18 protein-coding genes and 1 pseudogene are annotated in these 17,937 nt (G+C 38.5%); 7 read left to right on the top strand and 12 right to left on the bottom strand.

What is annotated here, in order from left to right:
* Window positions 1-206: pseudogene (locus AB840_RS17015) on the top strand (IS30 family transposase); the annotation flags it as partial.
* A 214-nt stretch (window positions 207-420) separates the two neighbouring features.
* Here the strand turns inward: AB840_RS17015 and AB840_RS01365 are convergent.
* The 3 genes from AB840_RS01365 to AB840_RS01355 all read right to left on the bottom strand — a co-directional run bounded on the left by AB840_RS01365 (window position 421) and on the right by AB840_RS01355 (window position 4,529).
* Entirely contained in the window at window positions 421-1,524 is a 1,104-nt protein-coding gene (locus tag AB840_RS01365) for an acyltransferase family protein (RefSeq protein WP_048513019.1), read from the bottom strand.
* A gap of 125 nt (window positions 1,525-1,649) precedes the next feature.
* A complete protein-coding gene (gene pepT / locus AB840_RS01360) occupies window positions 1,650-2,915 on the bottom strand; it encodes a peptidase T (protein WP_048513018.1) in 1,266 nt (421 codons plus the stop codon).
* A 36-nt stretch (window positions 2,916-2,951) separates the two neighbouring features.
* The gene (locus AB840_RS01355; protein ID WP_234984852.1) at window positions 2,952-4,529 is read right to left on the bottom strand and encodes an AbgT family transporter; all 1,578 of its coding nucleotides are present in this window, start codon (window positions 4,527-4,529) and stop codon (window positions 2,952-2,954) included.
* A gap of 255 nt (window positions 4,530-4,784) precedes the next feature.
* On the opposite strand from AB840_RS01355, the gene AB840_RS01350 reads away from it, so the two are divergent.
* Window positions 4,785-5,744 (top strand): NAD(P)H-dependent glycerol-3-phosphate dehydrogenase, encoded by a 960-nt coding sequence (locus AB840_RS01350; protein WP_048513017.1) that lies wholly within the window; start codon window positions 4,785-4,787, stop codon window positions 5,742-5,744.
* Between the two features lie 58 nt (window positions 5,745-5,802).
* On the opposite strand, the gene AB840_RS01345 is transcribed toward AB840_RS01350, so the two are convergent.
* The 9 genes from AB840_RS01345 to dnaA form a co-directional block, all read right to left on the bottom strand.
* The gene (locus tag AB840_RS01345) at window positions 5,803-7,170 is read right to left on the bottom strand and encodes a hemolysin family protein (RefSeq protein WP_048513016.1); all 1,368 of its coding nucleotides are present in this window, start codon (window positions 7,168-7,170) and stop codon (window positions 5,803-5,805) included.
* Between the two features lie 53 nt (window positions 7,171-7,223).
* Window positions 7,224-8,021 carry a hypothetical protein gene (locus AB840_RS01340; protein WP_048513015.1) on the bottom strand — a complete coding sequence of 266 codons (798 nt, stop codon included), beginning with the start codon at window positions 8,019-8,021 and terminating at the stop codon, window positions 7,224-7,226.
* A 39-nt stretch (window positions 8,022-8,060) separates the two neighbouring features.
* Window positions 8,061-9,977, bottom strand: coding sequence for a DNA topoisomerase (ATP-hydrolyzing) subunit B (gyrB, locus tag AB840_RS01335; protein ID WP_048513014.1), 1,917 nt, complete (start codon window positions 9,975-9,977; stop codon window positions 8,061-8,063).
* A 78-nt stretch (window positions 9,978-10,055) separates the two neighbouring features.
* A complete protein-coding gene (locus tag AB840_RS01330; protein WP_234984853.1) occupies window positions 10,056-10,283 on the bottom strand; it encodes a DUF370 domain-containing protein in 228 nt (75 codons plus the stop codon).
* A complete protein-coding gene (locus AB840_RS01325; RefSeq protein WP_234984854.1) occupies window positions 10,276-11,166 on the bottom strand; it encodes a DciA family protein in 891 nt (296 codons plus the stop codon). The genes AB840_RS01330 and AB840_RS01325 overlap by 8 nt, the downstream gene beginning before the upstream one ends.
* Before the next feature lies 1 nt (window position 11,167).
* Window positions 11,168-12,289: a DNA replication/repair protein RecF gene (gene recF, locus AB840_RS01320; RefSeq protein WP_048513011.1), complete on the bottom strand. Its 1,122-nt coding sequence runs from the start codon at window positions 12,287-12,289 to the stop codon at window positions 11,168-11,170.
* A 2-nt stretch (window positions 12,290-12,291) separates the two neighbouring features.
* Window positions 12,292-12,507, bottom strand: a complete 216-nt coding sequence (locus AB840_RS01315) for an RNA-binding S4 domain-containing protein (RefSeq protein WP_048513010.1) — start codon at window positions 12,505-12,507, stop codon at window positions 12,292-12,294.
* Window positions 12,507-13,622, bottom strand: coding sequence for a DNA polymerase III subunit beta (dnaN, locus tag AB840_RS01310; RefSeq protein WP_048513009.1), 1,116 nt, complete (start codon window positions 13,620-13,622; stop codon window positions 12,507-12,509). The genes AB840_RS01315 and dnaN overlap by 1 nt, the downstream gene beginning before the upstream one ends.
* A gap of 223 nt (window positions 13,623-13,845) precedes the next feature.
* Window positions 13,846-15,339, bottom strand: a complete 1,494-nt coding sequence (gene dnaA, locus AB840_RS01305; RefSeq protein WP_072061708.1) for a chromosomal replication initiator protein DnaA — start codon at window positions 15,337-15,339, stop codon at window positions 13,846-13,848.
* Between the two features lie 365 nt (window positions 15,340-15,704).
* Here dnaA and rpmH point away from each other — a divergent pair, with 365 nt between their 5' ends.
* From rpmH to jag, 5 genes are all read left to right on the top strand, one after another.
* Window positions 15,705-15,839 (top strand): 50S ribosomal protein L34, encoded by a 135-nt coding sequence (gene rpmH / locus AB840_RS01300; RefSeq protein WP_023053961.1) that lies wholly within the window; start codon window positions 15,705-15,707, stop codon window positions 15,837-15,839.
* Between the two features lie 72 nt (window positions 15,840-15,911).
* The gene (gene rnpA / locus AB840_RS01295) at window positions 15,912-16,265 is read left to right on the top strand and encodes a ribonuclease P protein component (protein ID WP_048513008.1); all 354 of its coding nucleotides are present in this window, start codon (window positions 15,912-15,914) and stop codon (window positions 16,263-16,265) included.
* A gap of 6 nt (window positions 16,266-16,271) precedes the next feature.
* Complete coding sequence (gene yidD / locus AB840_RS15930) at window positions 16,272-16,481, top strand: membrane protein insertion efficiency factor YidD (RefSeq protein WP_072061707.1); 210 nt, start codon at window positions 16,272-16,274, stop codon at window positions 16,479-16,481.
* A 65-nt stretch (window positions 16,482-16,546) separates the two neighbouring features.
* Window positions 16,547-17,230: a YidC/Oxa1 family membrane protein insertase gene (locus tag AB840_RS01290; protein ID WP_048513007.1), complete on the top strand. Its 684-nt coding sequence runs from the start codon at window positions 16,547-16,549 to the stop codon at window positions 17,228-17,230.
* Window positions 17,227-17,925 carry an RNA-binding cell elongation regulator Jag/EloR gene (gene jag / locus AB840_RS01285; RefSeq protein ID WP_048513006.1) on the top strand — a complete coding sequence of 233 codons (699 nt, stop codon included), beginning with the start codon at window positions 17,227-17,229 and terminating at the stop codon, window positions 17,923-17,925. The genes AB840_RS01290 and jag overlap by 4 nt, the downstream gene beginning before the upstream one ends.
* Window positions 17,926-17,937: the final 12 nt, after the last annotated feature.

Genomic DNA, 17,937 nt, shown 5'->3' with positions numbered 1-17,937 from the left:
ATAGCTCTTATGAGAGAGCTCAAAATGAGCGTCACAATCGCATTTTCAGAAAGTACGTACCTAAAGGAAAGTCTATCGAAAACTACTCTGCTGAGCAGATTCTCTGGTTTGCAGAGGATATGAATTCATTACCTAGAAAGTCCCTTGAGTATGATACGCCTGATGATTTATTTGAAGCTTATTTAGATACCGTCTATGCAGCTTAAATTATTTGGTTAAAGGTGTTCAATTTGAACTTGCAATTTTAGACTATATTTTTTATACTTTTGCACAATAATTCATTAATTAATAAATACATTTCATTTTATCTTAACTATTAATCATGTTATAGGATGGCCAATACCAGATTATTTATTGTGTAAATAACCAATATCTACTGCTGTAATTTAAAACCATGTTACAAAATTCTATTTCAAAATATCATTTTATCTTAAAGAAAGGCAGGCGAATTAACATATTTTTGCTGATAAAAAATGACAGAGCCAAAGAAACAACACAGACAATACTATATTTAACATATAAATTCATTTCGACAGGACGAAATATCCACACGGCATTTTGTACAATAATCTGATGAATATAGTATATAGGATATGAGGTTGCCGCCAGATTTTGCCAGATAATAGAATTTGTATTAAAAAAGCGATGAAATATAGCTATAATTGTAAAAATACTAACAAGACAAAATATACTGTGTAAAGCAGCTCCGATAATACATTGCCAAACTGGAAAGGGTATTGAAACAGGCATCAGTCGGTACAGGAGATATATCACACTCATACTCACAAAAAGAAATCCCCATTTGTTAAAATCCGGCATATATCCTCCGGAAGAAAACCATTGATTTTTCCATCCATAGGCTCCCATAAAAAAAGATATTATATATAAAGGAGCTCGTGTCGGTTGCAGGCAAAGTATATATAAGGGATGTACCCATGTGACGTCCGATACGATATTATTTACAATAGCCACAACGGTTGTACTGATCACTGCTATTGCCGCAAAAAAGCGACCTGATAGCATTTGCGGTTTCATTCGAATCATAATTCCAGGAAAAGCCTGGCAAACTAGAAATAATACACCGTACAACGCCATTAGAAACCCTAAATACCAGTAATGAGCCTGCTGATATGCGGGGCCCCAAAAGAGTGTCGTATAAAAATAAGAAAAGGACATGGAGATAGCTCGGCTGGCAATCATCAAATACGCAATATACGGGGCTATTGCTATAGATCCTATAATCCAGGGTATGCCCACGCGCTGCCATTTATGTTTCCAAAAGAAAAAAGCTCTCTGTTTGGATAAAGACGCAATTCCAAAATATCCTGAAATAAAAAACATAATAGGCATAATAAACACATCGGCCCATACAACGAAAACAGTCGCAGCCCATGTTTTTTCTTCATTGAGAACATACCACCATTCCGGTGCATATTCCATATAGGACATGGCAGCATGAAATATGACCATAAGCCATATAATACCAGATTTCACATTATCTAAAAAAAATATTCGCTGCTCCATCTTTTTCTCCTTATTTTAGATTTTTTACATTGATTTATATCCAGTATATCATAGGCATGTGATTGAACTTCCTCTGAATACAGGTAAATATAAAAAAATCGCCCCGAAGAGCGATTTTTATCGTGTTATTTTCCCTCATAAATCAATTGAATAATCGTCATAGTCATTTGATATGATTTTTGTAAGGACGACAACGGCAGAAATTCAAACCGGGAATGAAAATTAAGTCCTCCTGTAAAATAATTCGGCGTCAGAATACCCTTGGTGGAAATAAATGATCCATCTGTACCACCGCGCATAGCAATCGTATGAGGAGTAATTCCGAGTTGTTCCATGGACATATAAATATAATCAATCACTTTATTATTTTCTTTTGTTACAGCATCTGCAATATTGCCGTAAGTATCACTTATCTGGCATTCAACAGTGGCTTTAGGATAAAATTCCTGAATTTTTTTCACATTTTTCATGATGCGTTTCTTTTTATCTTCATACTTTTCTTTATCATGATCTCTGATATTCAGATGAACCGTCGCTGTTGATTGATTAGAAACGACTGACTGGCACCAGATATAGCCTTCTTTACCTTCTGTGCATTCTGGTGTTTCCCTCCTGTCAAAAAGATTGATAAAATCAACGGCAATCAATGTCGGATTAACTAAAACTCCTTTAGCACTCATAGGATGGGCGCTGACACCGTGAATTGTTACTTCCGCACTGCCGGCATTAAAGGTTTCATATACAACCTCCCCCAAAGCGCAACTGTCAATTGTATACGCAAAATCAACAGGGAACTTGGAAAAATTCATGCTTTTAGACCCATATAAACCACATTCTTCATCGGGAACAAATGCCACATAAATATCACCATGATACATACCCTGTTTTTTGGATAACGTACTCAACGCAGTCATAACATTAGCTACAGCTGCCTTATTATCAGCACCAAGAACGCTTGTACCATCACTGACCACTATATCCTGTCCCACGTAAGCTAAGAGTTCCGGATGCTCTGCCGTCTTCATTAAAATATGCTGCCCTTTATTCAATACAATGTCTTTACCATCATAATTATAAATTATCTGAGGATGAATTTCCGGAGATAGATTCACATCCACCGTATCCAAATGAGCAACAAATCCGACAGTTGGTACAGAACACTTACAATTATCTGGAAGGTTAGCCGGCAGTTTTCCTGTAAGCACGCACGTATGGCTTAATTCCAAATCTACGAGCCCCAGCGCACTGCATTCCTGCTGTAATAGTTTTGCCATATTCCATTGTCCTTCTGTACTCGGTACAGTCGTTCCGCCGTTATAGCGACTCTGAGATGGAATGCGGACATATCGTAAAAACCGTTCCAATAATTCATGTCTTGTATCTTGTATCATAAAATAATTTTTCCTCCATTAAATAAAATATATGTATTAAAACATCTGACGCGGATATACATAATCGGCTTGGAATCCCAATGGAATATTCAGCCACCAGAACAAGTATAGCATAGCCGTCAACACGACAAGAAGAGAAATAGTATAGGGAAGCATAATACTGCTAAGTGTCCCTACACCTGTTTTTTTATAGTATTTCTGGCAATAAATGATAATCAGCGGATAAAAAGCAAACATAGGCGTGCAGACGTTAACTGCCGAATCACTGATCCGAAAGGCAGCTTGTGTCAATTCCGGCGCAATACCTACAGACATAAGCATAGGTACGAAAATAGGTGCCAAAATAGACCATTTAGCGGATGCAGACGTAATCAGCAAATTCAACAGAGCTACAAAAACAATAATACCGAAAATCGTAATTTGAGGAGGCAATGCCAATGATTTTAAGAAATCGGCACCGGCTACAGCAATAAGTGCTCCTAAATTTGAAGCTCCAAAGGCATACATAAATTGTGCAGCAAAGAAATAAAATACAATAAGCTGAATTAAAGTTTTGGTAATATTTTCCATCGACCTTGTAAAATCCTGCGAGCTTTTAAAGGTACCGCACAATACGCCATATACAATCCCCGTGACCGCTGCCAGCAAAAAGATAATAGCCACGATAGACTGCATAACCGGGGCCTTGAAGCTGGCAATATTTCCCTGCGCGTCCCGAAGAATGGAATCAGCCGGCACCAGTGCAGCAAACAAACCGGCCAGCATTGCTATGAGAACAAACGTAGCAACATAAAAAGAACGATTTTCTCTGGGTGTAATAGATGTAATATCATCAGCTGATACATCAATATCTTTATCCAGCGGGCAGGCCTTCCAGCACCATGGTTCCGTTATTTTTTCTGTAACCCACCAGCAAATAATAATAACAGGAAAGGTAGAACCAAGCGCAAAAAAATAATTGCATAATACGTTGACTTCATAATCGGCATCAATGATCTGCGCTGCTATCTGAGAAAAGCCTTGAATAACGGGATCAATAGCTGACGGCGTATAATTAGCCGCAAAAGCACCAGCAATACCAGCAAAAGAAGCTGCTACTCCGGCCAGAGGATGTTTTCCCGAAGCGTAAAATAGATATGCTGCAATGGGAATAATAATCATATAGCCACTGTCAGGGGCCAAATGACTCAGCATGCCAACAACAATAACAATAGGCGTAATAAGAAATTTAGGCGTAACGGATAAAATTTTCTTCAATCCCGTATTAATATACCCTGAACCGTCAGCAATCCCAATACCCAGCGTAGCAACAATAACCATTGTCAAAGGAGGGAAATTTGCGTAATTGGTAACCATTTTAGTCATGAGCGTAACCAATTCTCTGGCACTAAGCATATTATTGATAACTATTTCCTTACCTGTTGTAGGATGAATATATCCAAAATGAAAATTAGAAAATACGGCCGATATAACACACGTAATAAAAAACGCTGTAATAAATAAAATCGTAATATCAGGAATTTTATTACCTATTCGTTCAATCCAGCCTAAAAAACCTCCTACTTGTGATATTTCTGCAATAGTACCTTCTCCTAAATTATTTTTCTTTGACAAAACATCATCTCCCCTTCTTCCGGTATAGCTTTTCTGTTTCCAAATGTAGTAGCTTGTTAATACCGTCACTATTTATTATTACAAAAATCCATATAAAGAATATAATTAAATATGTATTGAAATATAATATATCATATACATTTCATTCAAAACAAGTCTTTTTATGATATTTTTATCATTACTACGAAAAACCCATACAGTCACATACACCTATAGTATGATATAATCAAAGAAAAACTCATGAGGAGGCTTCGAATGAAAATTTCTGTATTAGGCTGCGGCCGCTGGGGTACCTTCCATGCCTGGTATGCTAATAAAATAGGGCATGAGGTTACCTTGTGGGGACGTAACAAATCGTGCCGCATGGCCGAGCTTATGAAGACACGAAAAAACGAATATCTAACATTACCAGAAGATATTATTTTGACTTCAGATCTTAAAGCAGCGCTATCTGGAACTGATATAATTATCATTTCTATCAGTGCCCAGCAGCTTCGGACCTTTGCCCATACTATTCATGATCTGGGATTGAGTATTACCGCTCCCTTTATCCTATGTATGAAGGGATTAGAAATAGGCAGCGGAAAAAGGCTGACAACTATTATGACCGAAGAATTGGGACGGGAAGTCCAAACAGCGGTCTGGGTCGGACCAGGGCACGTACAAGATTTTATGCAAGGCATGCCTAACTGTATGATCATGGCATCTTCTAATATTCCCCTGACACACCATCTTGTCGATATTTTTTCCAGTTCATTAATTCGCTTCTATTACGGAAAAGATTTGCTTGGAATTGAAATAGGAGCCGCCGCCAAAAATGTAATTGGAATTGCTGCCGGAATGCTGGACGGAGCCGGCTTATCCAGTTTGAAAGGGGCGCTTATGGCACGAGGAACCCATGAATTGTCTGTTTTGATCAAAGCTATGGGTGGGAATAAAATGACGGTATATGGCCTGAGCCATCTGGGAGATTACGAAGCTACTTTATTTTCACTTCACAGCAACAACCGCCGTTTTGGCGAAGATTTTATTCAGGGGAAACCATTTATTAAACTTGCTGAGGGTGTATATACAACTGAGGCATTGATGGAGCTTGCAGGACAGCTTCATGTGGAACTTCCTATTACTCACACAATATATGAAATTGTAAAAAACAAAAAAAATCCGCAGGAACAACTGAAACAGTTATTTCTGCGTTCAACAAAAGTAGAATAAAGTCAGCAATAAATAACAGACAGATGCGTTATATCAGCATCTGTCTGTTAACTTTATACTAACTTTCCTTATCATTTTCTGTTTCTTCTGAATCATGTTTGGTAACAAGAAGCTTATCTACACGAAGGTTATCCATGTCCATAACTTCAAAGGTAAAATTTTTCCATGCATAAATATCCGTTTCTCTAGGAATACGGCCAATACCATACGTCACCAGACCAGCCAGAGTTTTGTATAAATCTTCATCTTCTTCTGGAAATTCATCTTCTATATTGAAAAAATCCTTAAATTCTTCAATTGTCAGCAGCCCTTCCATAAGCCATTCATTGGGTCCTCGTTGAATAATACGATTGGCTTCTTCTTTTCGTTCTTCTTCTCCTGCCGGCATAATTCCGACAAGTTCTTCTAATATATCGTGAAGCGTTAATATACCACTGAAGTTCCCATATTCATCCAATACAGCAGCTTCATGAACACTGTGCTCTTTAAAGACATGGACGACCTTCATAATATCCATAGATTCAGGTATATAAATCGGTTTATATACGCTCTCCTCCAAAATAGCTGTCATATTCATATGACGGCCTTCCTGTACGACTTCATAATATTTTTGAAATACTGTATTAACAGAAGCCATGCCTAAAAAGTCATCTAAAGAACCTCTTCCCACAGGTAAATTAATATGATTAAAAGACATCATTTCATTCATGATTTTTTCTTCAGAATCTTCTAAATCGACCCAGTCTACCTGCGTACGATTAGTCATAATATCACTGACATCCATATCAGCCAGCCGAAATACCCGATCTACCAATTCCGGTTCTTCTTTTTCAAAAGCCCCCAGCTCAGCTCCCTGCTCTAAAAGAAGCTTAATTTCTTCCTCCGTGACTGGCAATATTTCTGGCTTATTAGCACCTATCATCTTTGTAACAACAGTCGTAGAAGCAGACAACAGCCAAACCAGAGGGGTACATAATAAAGAAAAATATAACATAGGACGTGCCAGAAGACAGGCTGTTTTTTCAGGACTGTCAATAGCAATTCGTTTGGGTACTATTTCACCAAAAATAATGGATAGATATGTAATAACTGCTACAATAGCAATCAAACTTATCTTATAGGCATACATTTCCAGACCGGGAATCATAGCGACATACTTCGACATAGGCTCAGCCATTTCTGTACCGCCATATACACCAGTAATCAATCCTACCAGAGTAATACCAAACTGTACGGTCGAAAACATCTTATTTGGGTTTTCCCTTAGTTTCAGAACAATAGACGCCGAGCGATTGCCGTTTTCGGCCATTGTTTCCAGCCTGGCCTGATGACAGCTTACAATAGACATTTCCAACATGGAAAAAACACCATTTCCAATAATCAATAATATGATAACAAGAAATTGTTTTCCTAGGGAAAATTCCAAAACAAATCACGTCTCCTTTATCATAATCAGAATGAATTTCAGGTTATAATACATTACCAGCCACCCCAGCCAATTCCAATACCGCCGCCATGATGATACCAGCCGCTGCCCCATCCAATACCGATACCAATCGTAGTTTGGGGTGACGGTCTGTTTTTTTCAGGCTTATCTGCCGTATCCACAATGGAAACAGCTGTAGTAAAAGTCCGCATTGCCGTTCCTATCTTTAAATCGACAACAATATCTGTTTTTCCTGCAGCAATGGGAATAATGTTCATCTTATCGGATAATTTAGCAACCGATGAGTTAAGACTGGAAACCTTGATATCATAAGGGAGCATGCCCGGTACATGAACACGGACAATACCATAGCTTCCCAGTGGTATTCGCTCTGGATATATGACAACCTCTGCTTTTTGAATCAGCTTTTCCGCATTTCCATAAATAAGGACAGCTGCCGTATTATCCTGAAGCCTCCATACACAACTATCATCCTTAGCTACAAAATAATTTCCCTTCATGACATGACTTTCCGAATCATACGCCTTGACATGGTAAAAATACTCGCCAATCAGCTGCTTATCAATACGGAAAGAAACATGATCCTGATTCAAACCCGTCGCTTCTTCGGGAAGACTTGCCAGCAGTTCCGTAACGTTTGTATACGTACTGCCCTTTGTTATGTAATATTTGTCTGGATTTTTCATATGCACAAAAGGATCTGTCATTGTTATGGTATCCGCCTGTTTCGGCTGCACAGCATGATCTGCTGCCGCATCTTCGGCCGATACGGCAAGAATACTGCCAAGACATAGGAATGCACTGAATATATACACATATGCAGATTTCATAATATTTCTCCTCACCCAAGCAGATATCATCACATTCTATTACAAATCTAAATTACGCACTTTTTTTGCATTATCCTGAATAAATTTACGACGCGGCTCTACCTTATCTCCCATAAGGACAGAAAAAATACGATCTGCCTCAATAGCATCTTCCAAATGAACCTGCAGCATTGTTCTATATTTCGGATCCATCGTTGTTTCCCATAATTGTTCCGGATTCATTTCTCCGAGGCCTTTATACCGCTGTACAACGATATTATCCTTCCCCAATTCTTTCATTTTCTGAGTCAGCTCATCATCCGTATACAGATACCAAACCTGTTTACCCTTGCGTACCTGATATAACGGTGGCTGCGCAATATACACATGCCCTTGTGTAATAAGAGGTTTCATAAAACGGTAAAAGAACGTCAGCAGCAAGGTCCGTATATGTGCTCCATCTACATCGGCATCCGTCATAATAATAATTTTATCATAGCGCCGTTTAGAAATATCAAACTCAGCATCAATCCCTGTACCAAATGCTGTAATCATAGAGCGTATTTCCTCGTTGGACAATATTTTATCCAATCGCGCCTTTTCAACATTAATTATTTTGCCGCGCAGCGGAAGAATAGCTTGAAATTTACGATCTCTTCCCTGCTTTGCCGAACCACCTGCAGAATCACCTTCGACTAAATAAATTTCTGTTGAGTCAGGATTTTTTTCAGAGCAGTCTGCTAATTTTCCCGGCAAACTGCTGATTTCAAGCGCATTCTTACGCCGTGTCAATTCCCGGGCACGACGAGCAGCCTGACGAGCTCTGGAAGCTGAAATAGTCTTATTAACAATATTTTTTGCTTCGCCAGGATGTTCTTCAAAAAATTCTTTCAGTCCATCTGATACAATATTGTCTACAATCCCTTTAACTTCACTATTGCCAAGCTTTGTTTTTGTCTGTCCTTCAAACTGCGGTTCCCGCACCTTGACACTGACAACAGCCGTCAATCCTTCACGTACATCTTCACCAGATAAATTATCCTCATTTTCCTTCAATATCCCTGACGTGCGCCCATAATCATTAATTGTACGAGTAAGTCCAGAACGGAAACCGCTCAAATGCGTACCGCCTTCTTCAGTAAAAATGTCGTTGACAAAGGTAAGTATATTTTCGCTGTACCCATCATTATATTGCATCGCAATATCGACTAACACATCGTTTTTTTTGCCTTCCAAATTGATGACCGTCGTATTGATTGCCTGCTTATTTTCATTTAAAAATTCAATAAATGAAATAAGCCCTCCTTCATAACAGTATACTTCACTTTTTCCCTGTGCACGTTTATCATTCAAGGTAATATGAAGACCCTTATTTAAAAAAGCCAACTCACGCAGGCGTGTTTTCAGCGTATCAAAATCATATACCGTATCAGGGAAAATATCTTCATCTGCTTTAAAGCTGACACGCGTCCCTGTTTCTTCCCCATTTTTAAGAGGACGTATCCTCTGCAGCTTTTCATCCGTCCTGCCACGCGTAAAGGAAATTTGCCATAAATATCCATCCCGTTTAACTTCTACTTTAGTCCAGACACTAAGAGCATTGACAACAGAAATACCAACACCATGAAGACCGCCGGAAATCGGATAGCCTTCACCGCCAAACTTACCTCCCGCATGAAGAACTGTCAATACGACTTCTACAGCAGGCTTTCCCACCTTATGCATAGCAACAGGAATACCACGGCCATTATCCACTACAGTGATACTATTATCTGCTTCAATAGTTACTTCAATATGAGTGCAATATCCTGCTAATGCTTCGTCTATACTGTTATCAACAACTTCATATACAAGATGATGAAGTCCCCGCAGTGATGTACTGCCAATATACATGCCAGGACGTTTACGTACGGCCTCCAAACCTTCTAATACTTGAATCTGCTCAGCACCGTAATCTATTTTTTTGTCTTTCGACATGGATAAATTCCTCCTGTTCACTCTCTGTTCATTGAACATACTTAATATCTTATTATAACGCAAAACAGTCACCAGTGGCTAGTAGTCATTGATGTTAAAAATTTTCTTATATCTTTTGATAATAGTTTCCAACGTAATGGGAGAACCATAAATACATTCCTCCGTTACCACATAGCATCGGACACCTTCCTCATATATGTTATCCAGAAGCACCAGGGGCCTGCAATATTGCCGCAGCGGATTTGATTTTTTTACTTTGCGTGGATGTGCTTTGAATAATGCTACGATTCTCCGTATATCAACCATTTGATTTCCGCCGATATGAAGGTACATCTTCTTTTCTCCTATATTTTTCGGTCAAATTATAAATGAAATCCGCTGTAAGCTCAGATGGATTTTTACGGGTTATAAAAAGAGCCAAAAATAAATCATCTTCAGGAGTATCATATCCATGATGAACCCGTTCTATATACTTATAAATACAATCACGGCGAACTTCATTATATAACAGGGTATATACATTGCTTTTCTCAGGTATATACCCATATGTTTCCATATCCTCCAAGGTCAGCCATGGCATCTGTATTAATATACTGTATAACCTCATTTTCATCTTCTGTCTTTCCGCCAGCTGGCAGATCAAACATAGCTTTTCATCCTTATGCAGCCACCTACCGCAATGAGGACAACGTTTTATCCCTTTTTCTTCATATGCGATTCGACGCTTTTCCTGCATAAACCGAAGCTGCGCCATTTTGTCACGTATTCCGTCTGGAAGCACAGATGTCTCTTTTCGAATCATATGTACAGAAGACTCAGGAAGTACGATATTTTTTATATTTACAGTCACTTCTTCTGTATCATTATTTCCCCTTACAGTATCATATACTGCTTTAACAGGCAGGTTTCCTCTTCGGACAAATCGAATATCATGAATAAAATCACGTTGAAGATATGCATTTATATCCTCTATCAACTTTTTCTTATACATAAATAAATGACTCATCCAAACAGAATTAAGTACAGCAATGATCACGTCATTTTTTTTAAAATTCTGTATATATGAATATTTGGCAATTTGAGGACCTGCAATTTTTTTCCAATCCAATTTCACCTGATACAACTGATAGGGCAGCAACAGCTTGTTTTTTTCCAATATTTTTGGAATAGACAAACTTGCTTTTTCCATTTTATGATGCCGTTCCTCCATCAGATATGATCCTTCCCTTTTCAATACAGATATGACGGCAGCCAATCATCGGTTCAAAGATCATAGGTTCTGTCGTCGTAATAAACGTTTGTATACGATTACGTACAAAATCCAGAATTGCCTGGCGCCGGCTCTGGTCCAGCTCACTCATAACATCATCGAGAAGAAGCACAGGATATTCTCCTGTTTCTGATTTAATGTATTCCAACTCAGAAAGCTTCAGTGACAGGACCGCCGTACGCTGCTGTCCTTGAGAACCATACTTTTTCAAATCAGCCTTATCGACAAAAAAATTTAAGTCGTCTCTATGCGGACCGACAGATGTAGACATGCGGTATATGTCTCCCTGCAAATTCTCCTGAAGCTTCTTATAGTACCAGGCTGGATCTTCTATATCTTCTGCTTTATCTTTTGCACTGTCAAAATATGATTGTACATAAGACATCGTCATTTTTTCTTTCCCACCTGTCAGGCGACGGTGAATGACACCTGATAAAAAACTTATTTTATGGAGTGCTTCTGTCCTTTTTTTTACAATAGAAGCAGCAAAAACAGCAATCTGCCGATCCCATTCTTCTACAGATTGCATGCCGTCATACTTCATTTTTTTCAACAGAAGATTACGCTGCGATACTGCCCGGTTATATTGTATAAGCTGCTTATAGTATACTTGATTGACCTGCGAAATTTCCATATCCATAAAGCGTCGACGCAGGGATGGACTTCCCTTTATCAGCTGCAGATCTTCCGGTGAAAATAAAACTTCATTGAGTGTTCCGACCAATTCTCGCTGCGTGACCTTTGTCTCATTGATCCATAACTCCTTTTTCGCCATTTTAGATAAAATAATTTTGATCTGTTGATTTACTCCATTTCGCAGAAAATTCAAAATGACGCTTCCCTCACTGCAATCCCACCGTATCAAATCTGTATCCGCTACACCCCGATAGGATTTTCCAACAGCCCCCATGTAGAGGGCCTCTAAAATATTAGTCTTTCCCTGTCCGTTTTTTCCATATAATAATACAATCGCTTTAGGAAATTTCGCCTTTACGTCTGTATAATTTCGAAATTGATGCAGTCGAATTGATTCTATCATCATAATTATACACCGATAACCTGATAGGCACCAATTCCTTTTATATCTATGATGTCTCCGGCATATAATTTTTTTCTCTTTGCAGTACATAATACGCCATTAACATAAATTTTTTTTTCTTCAATCAGAATGCGTACTTCCCCGCCGCTTTGAAGTACACTAGCCCATTTTAAAAACTGATCGAGCTGTATCATAGCTGTTTTTATTTTGATTGTTTCCATTATTTTGTCCTCATCGGTGTTACTACAAAGGTACAGGATAGATCTTCCTTATCCTGTACAAGCATAGGGCTATTTTCCCTTGATTTCAGTATTACTTCATCATCATGACAATGCTTGAGAATATCCAGAATAAACTTGCCATTGAAGGATATTTCCAATGGAGTTCCTTCTATTTGGCATGAAACATAATCTTCTATCGTACCGTAATCAGGATGCTGACTCATAAGTTTTATTTGATTATCAGCAATAGTAAAATTAATCACATTATACTGAGCATCCTTAGCAACGATAGATGCCCGTTCCACCGCTCCCGTAAATTCAGCCCTGTTAATAGTAACAAGACATTTGAAATCTGTCGGAATAACACGGCGGTAATTCGGAAATTCTCCCTCAATAAGCCGTGTTCGGACATATACATTGCCAAATTTGACAGCCAGGTAATTGCGTACTGCCGTTATTTCCACCGGTTCCGGAATATCGGTAGGAAGCTGTCGGGATATTTCAGCTAATAGTCTGCTTGGAATAACCGCTTGCAATGGATTTTCAGTCGATTCTTCTAATGTTGCTGTCTTTAGTGCTAAGCGATGGGTATCTGTAGCAACCATGGATATCTGATTTCCCTGAACATCTAAATAGGTTCCCATAAAAATGGGACGTGCTACATCTGTAGCGCATGCATATGATGTATTATCAATCAAATCCTTCATGATAACACTTGTAGTTGTAAAATGCGAATATCCGTTCTCTACAATTTCCACTTCATTAAAATCGTCGGGGTTCATAGTAAGGCATTCAAATTTTAAGCTTCCGCCTTTAATAATTAGCTGTGTGTCGGCGTCTCCTTTAATAATTTCAATTTCATCACTGGGAAGCCGTCTTGTTAGTTCCATTAAATATGGATTGGAAATAAATGCTTCTCCACTTTCTTGAATAATGCCGGGGACAATTGTTTTAATTCCCATATCATAGTCGTTAGCCTGAAATTCAATAATATTATTAAGAGCTTTTATTAATAATCCATTTTCGGAAGATATATTATTACTTTTGTTTTGCGCGACTTTTTGTACTGCTTGTAAGCCTTTGTTTAAATCTTCTTTTTTCAGTTTTAGTCTCATGGAGTATCCCCTTTTCTGCGTTGAATTTTTTAATTTAAGTGAATTAAGAAAGTAGTAGTCATAGTAATAGAGGCTGTGCATATGTGGATAAGTGGGTTTTATATGCATAAGTAAGCTATCCACATATGTGCATACTATGTGGATAAGTCAATTTCTTCTATCCACATATACACTTTTAATTTTCAATTTTAAGTTATCCACAAAATATATACTTCACATATCCTTAATTATCCACACCTGTAATTTTAATTTTCAATTTTTCAATTGATTCCTTAAAGCGTATATCTTTTTCCATCGTCTTCATTACTTTTGTACAGGCATGCATAACGGTTGTATGATCTCTGCCGTTAAAGGCAGTACCAATATGCGGATATGTATTTCCTGTAAGTTCCCGGCATAAATACATGGCAATCTGTCTGGGCAGTGCAATATCCTTTGTTTTTTTCTTTCCCATCAGTTCTTTATAATTTACATTATAAAATTCACAGACAGATTTTGTGATTTCATCAATTGTAATATATTTTTTTTCATCTTTTTCATCTGTGATATATTTAATAGCTCGTTGGGTAAGATTCAGCGTAATAGGTGATTTTTCTGCTGATGCCAGCAAAAGAACACTGATAAAAGCGCCGTTCAGATCGCGGATATTTTCACTAACATTAGAGGCAATATAGTCAATAGCATTATTTTCAATGGAAACATTTTCTTTTTGCGCCCAGATTTTTAAAATAGCTGTCCGTGTCTCTAGGTCAGGAGGATCAATACTGGTAACCATTCCACTTTGAAAGCGGGATCGAAGCCGGTCTTCCAGTCTTTTTATATCCTGCGGCGGCCGGTCACTTGTAAATACCATTTGCTTTTGGTCCTGATATAATTTATTAAAGGTATGAAAAAATTCTTCTTTTGAGCTTTCCTTATCTCCCCGTCCTAAAAACTGGATATCATCGACGAGAAGAATATCAATATTTCGATAGCGTTGCCGAAAGCTTTCGGTGCTTTTGTCTTGAATACATTGAATAAATTCATTTACGAAATCCTCACTGGTAATACACCGCAGCCGCATTTGAGGAAAATTATGCAGAATGCGATGACCAATGGCATGCATAAGATGGGTTTTCCCCAAGCCACTGCTGCCATATATATAAAAAGGATTATATTTTTTTGCGGGTGCTTCAGCAATGGCCAGAGAGGCAGCATGAGCAATCCGGTTACTGTTTCCCACAATAAAAGTTTCAAAGGTGTAATTTTGAATGAGGTTATTTTCTAAACGTGTGTCCGGTGCCGGCGAAATAATTGATGCCGCTTCTCGGATTTCAGGCAGCGCGGTGTCTGGCTTTTTTTTAACTGTTTCTATTTCCATAGAAGGCAGTTCCTGCTGTACCCATTCCTGATTATGTGCTGCAGGTTCTGGCAGTGATTGTGTTTCATATATCGCAGAAGGAGGCTCCTGCGGTGTATTTTCGACACTGTTAATGAGTGTTACCCTTGTAGGCAGGCCGGTTACATTTTGTGCAATGGTTTCCAAGAGTGATGTATATCTTTTGCTGATATACGCGCAGACAAATTTACTTGCCGTGTCCAGTGTAAGCTCATTGTTTTCGTATGAATAAGGAATAAGTGCTGATTCAAACCAATTGTCATAAATTTGAGGCGGCAGGGATTGTTTAAGTTCTGTCAGCATGCCCATCCATAGTGTTGTCAGGTCGAACTGTTCCATGATAAATCCTTCCAATCTTGAGTAGTGTGAATATTGTGGATATCTTGTTTGTGGATAAAGTGGATTGCGAACGGTCAAAAAAAGCGGAAAAACGATGGTTATCGAATTTCCGGGTTTATAGCAACTTATCCACAAAATGTGGATAAGTTGTTGATAACTTTTTCTTCTATCCACATTTTACAACAAAAAAACGTTGATGGGAAGATATTTTACTAAATCGGCTTGCACAATACATTCTGAAATAATATAATCTATTTTACCATTCACCATGAAAAATAATTGACAGTGCCTTTCTTTTTGACTATAATTACACTGTTATGGTGTAAATTCATTTATTAGTGAGCTTAATAAAGGAGGTGTCTACTTTGAAACAGACATATCAGCCGAATACATTATGGAAAAAGAGAACACATGGTTTCCGTGAAAGAATGAAAACAAAGGGCGGTCGCATGGTTTTGAAAAAACGCCGCATGAAAGGCAGAAAGAAGCTTTCTGCTTAATTATTACGAGATGAACAGAAAAGTTCCGGCAGGGGATTTTTCTGTTTTTCTGGTATTTTTAGGACAAATTATATGTATGATTTAAAAAAAGAAAACCGGCTGTGTAAGAATCGGGAATTTCAGCTTGTATACCGCAGAGGTAAGTCTGTGGTCAATCGATTAGCTGTATTATATGTTTTACCCCGTTCTCCCAAGCAGCCATCCCGTATTGGTTTTGTAACAGGGAAAAAAATTGGTTGTGCTGTAGAACGCAACCGGTGTCGCCGTCTAATGAAGGAAGTATACCGTCTTCATCAATTTGAACTGTCTGACGGATTTGATTTAGTCTTAATCGGGCGCAGTCAATTGAAGCATGTTGGATACGCACAAGCTGAACACAGCATTCTGCAGCTATTTCGACGTGCAAGGGTATTTAAAAAGAAGTGATAGTATATGAAACAATTTTTTATATCCTTTATACGGTTTTATCAGCTTTTTATATCACCATTAAAACCTCCATGCTGCCGGTTTTATCCTACTTGTTCTGCTTATGCGATAGAAGCACTGCAGAAATACGGCGCTGTGAAAGGGAGTTATTTAGCAATAAGGCGCATTTTAAAATGTCATCCCTTTCATAAAGGCGGGTATGATCCTGTGCCGTAATCATCGGTCGAATGAAATAAAGGTTGACCGATTTTATTTTTTATACCTGACAGGAGTTGAGAGTATTGAGCTTTTTCAGCGGAATCATGGGTGTCCTCAGTGGTATTATGACCACATTTATGGATTACTGTTATGCATTAACACAAAATGTGGGGTATCCAAGCTACGGTTTGGCTATTATTATGCTTACCCTGATTATTAAATTGATTTTGGCTCCTCTTACAGCCAAACAAATTCGTTCCATGGAGGGCATGCAGACGCTGCAGCCTAAAATAAAAGAATTACAAAAAAAATACAAGGGTAATCAGAAGAAGCTTCAGGAGGAAATGAGCAAGCTGTATAAGGAGACGGGTGTTAATCCTTTATCGGGATGTCTTCCTATTATTATTCAAATGCCATTTCTGATTTCTATTTTTTATGCTCTTAAAGAATATCCGTATGATCCGGCTTTTGAGAGTTTCTTGTGGCTTCCCAGTCTGGGACATCCGGACCCGACGTATATTATGCCTGTTTTATCGGCCCTTTCTACTTTTTTTATTCAAAAGCAAATGACTGGTGCTCAGGTTGCTGCTTCAGAAGCGCAGGAAAAACAACAGAAAATTATGCAGATTGTCATGCCGCTATTTATCGGCTGGATTAGTCTGAGTTTTCCGAGCGGACTAGTCATTTACTGGGTTGTTTCCAATGTGTTCCAATGGGCACAGCAAATGATCATGTATCGTGGTAAGAATAAAGGAGTAAAAGCATGAGTAGCGTTGAATCTACGGGAAAAACCATAGAAGATGCTGTCCGCTCCGGATTGGTACATCTCGGGAAAACGAGAGATGAAGTAGAAGTGGAAGTGTTGGAGGAGCCGAAAAGCGGTTTTCTGGGTTTTGGCAGCAAGCCTGCCAGAGTTCGTATTATAGAAAAAAAAGGAATAGAGTCTTTACCGGCAGAGGATCAATCCTCTGAAATACAGGAAGATATTTCAGCAGAGGGGAATTTTACTGCAGAAGATGCGGCTGTAAGGGCGAAGAATTTTCTACAGGAAGTTCTCCATAATATGGGGATTGAAGTAATAATTGAAAAGCTGATTAAGGCAGATAAAGTTGTGCTGCATCTTCATGGTAAAAATCTGGGGATCCTGATTGGTAAACATGGTCAGACCTTGGATGCACTTCAGTATTTGACTAATCTGACAACGAATCAGGGAGAAGAAGCACGGCACTTTGTTATGCTGGATGTGGAAAATTACCGGCAGCGACGTGAAGAAACGTTGAAACAATTGGCTATCCGTCTGTCTGAACGAGTAAAGCGCAGCGGTGATCGAGTCGTTTTGGAACCAATGAATGGGTATGAACGGAAAATTATCCATATGACGCTGCAGAATCAAGCACATGTTTGCACAGAGAGTGAAGGGCAAGATCCGTATCGACATGTTGTTATTTATTACCAAAAATAAGTGTGTATCATG

This window comes from Megasphaera cerevisiae DSM 20462, from assembly GCF_001045675.1.
GTDB lineage: Bacteria > Bacillota > Negativicutes > Veillonellales > Megasphaeraceae > Megasphaera > Megasphaera cerevisiae.
This window is presented reverse-complemented; position numbering and strand designations above follow the sequence as displayed.

What these genes read in the sequence shown, in the direction of transcription:
- AB840_RS01365 (WP_048513019.1), bottom strand. Translation starts at nt 1,524, where the DNA reads ATGGAGCAGCGAATATTTTTTTTAGATAATGTGAAATCTGGTATTATA.
- gyrB (WP_048513014.1), bottom strand. Translation starts at nt 9,977, where the DNA reads ATGTCGAAAGACAAAAAAATAGATTACGGTGCTGAGCAGATTCAAGTA.
- rnpA (WP_048513008.1), top strand. Translation starts at nt 15,912, where the DNA reads ATGTATGATTTAAAAAAAGAAAACCGGCTGTGTAAGAATCGGGAATTT.
- AB840_RS01340 (WP_048513015.1), bottom strand. Translation starts at nt 8,021, where the DNA reads ATGAAATCTGCATATGTGTATATATTCAGTGCATTCCTATGTCTTGGC.
- recF (WP_048513011.1), bottom strand. Translation starts at nt 12,289, where the DNA reads ATGATGATAGAATCAATTCGACTGCATCAATTTCGAAATTATACAGAC.
- jag (WP_048513006.1), top strand. Translation starts at nt 17,227, where the DNA reads ATGAGTAGCGTTGAATCTACGGGAAAAACCATAGAAGATGCTGTCCGC.
- AB840_RS01330 (WP_234984853.1), bottom strand. Translation starts at nt 10,283, where the DNA reads ATGGTTGATATACGGAGAATCGTAGCATTATTCAAAGCACATCCACGC.
- pepT (WP_048513018.1), bottom strand. Translation starts at nt 2,915, where the DNA reads ATGATACAAGATACAAGACATGAATTATTGGAACGGTTTTTACGATAT.
- AB840_RS01325 (WP_234984854.1), bottom strand. Translation starts at nt 11,166, where the DNA reads ATGGAAAAAGCAAGTTTGTCTATTCCAAAAATATTGGAAAAAAACAAG.
- yidD (WP_072061707.1), top strand. Translation starts at nt 16,272, where the DNA reads ATGAAACAATTTTTTATATCCTTTATACGGTTTTATCAGCTTTTTATA.
- dnaA (WP_072061708.1), bottom strand. Translation starts at nt 15,339, where the DNA reads ATGGAACAGTTCGACCTGACAACACTATGGATGGGCATGCTGACAGAA.
- AB840_RS01315 (WP_048513010.1), bottom strand. Translation starts at nt 12,507, where the DNA reads ATGGAAACAATCAAAATAAAAACAGCTATGATACAGCTCGATCAGTTT.
- dnaN (WP_048513009.1), bottom strand. Translation starts at nt 13,622, where the DNA reads ATGAGACTAAAACTGAAAAAAGAAGATTTAAACAAAGGCTTACAAGCA.
- AB840_RS01350 (WP_048513017.1), top strand. Translation starts at nt 4,785, where the DNA reads ATGAAAATTTCTGTATTAGGCTGCGGCCGCTGGGGTACCTTCCATGCC.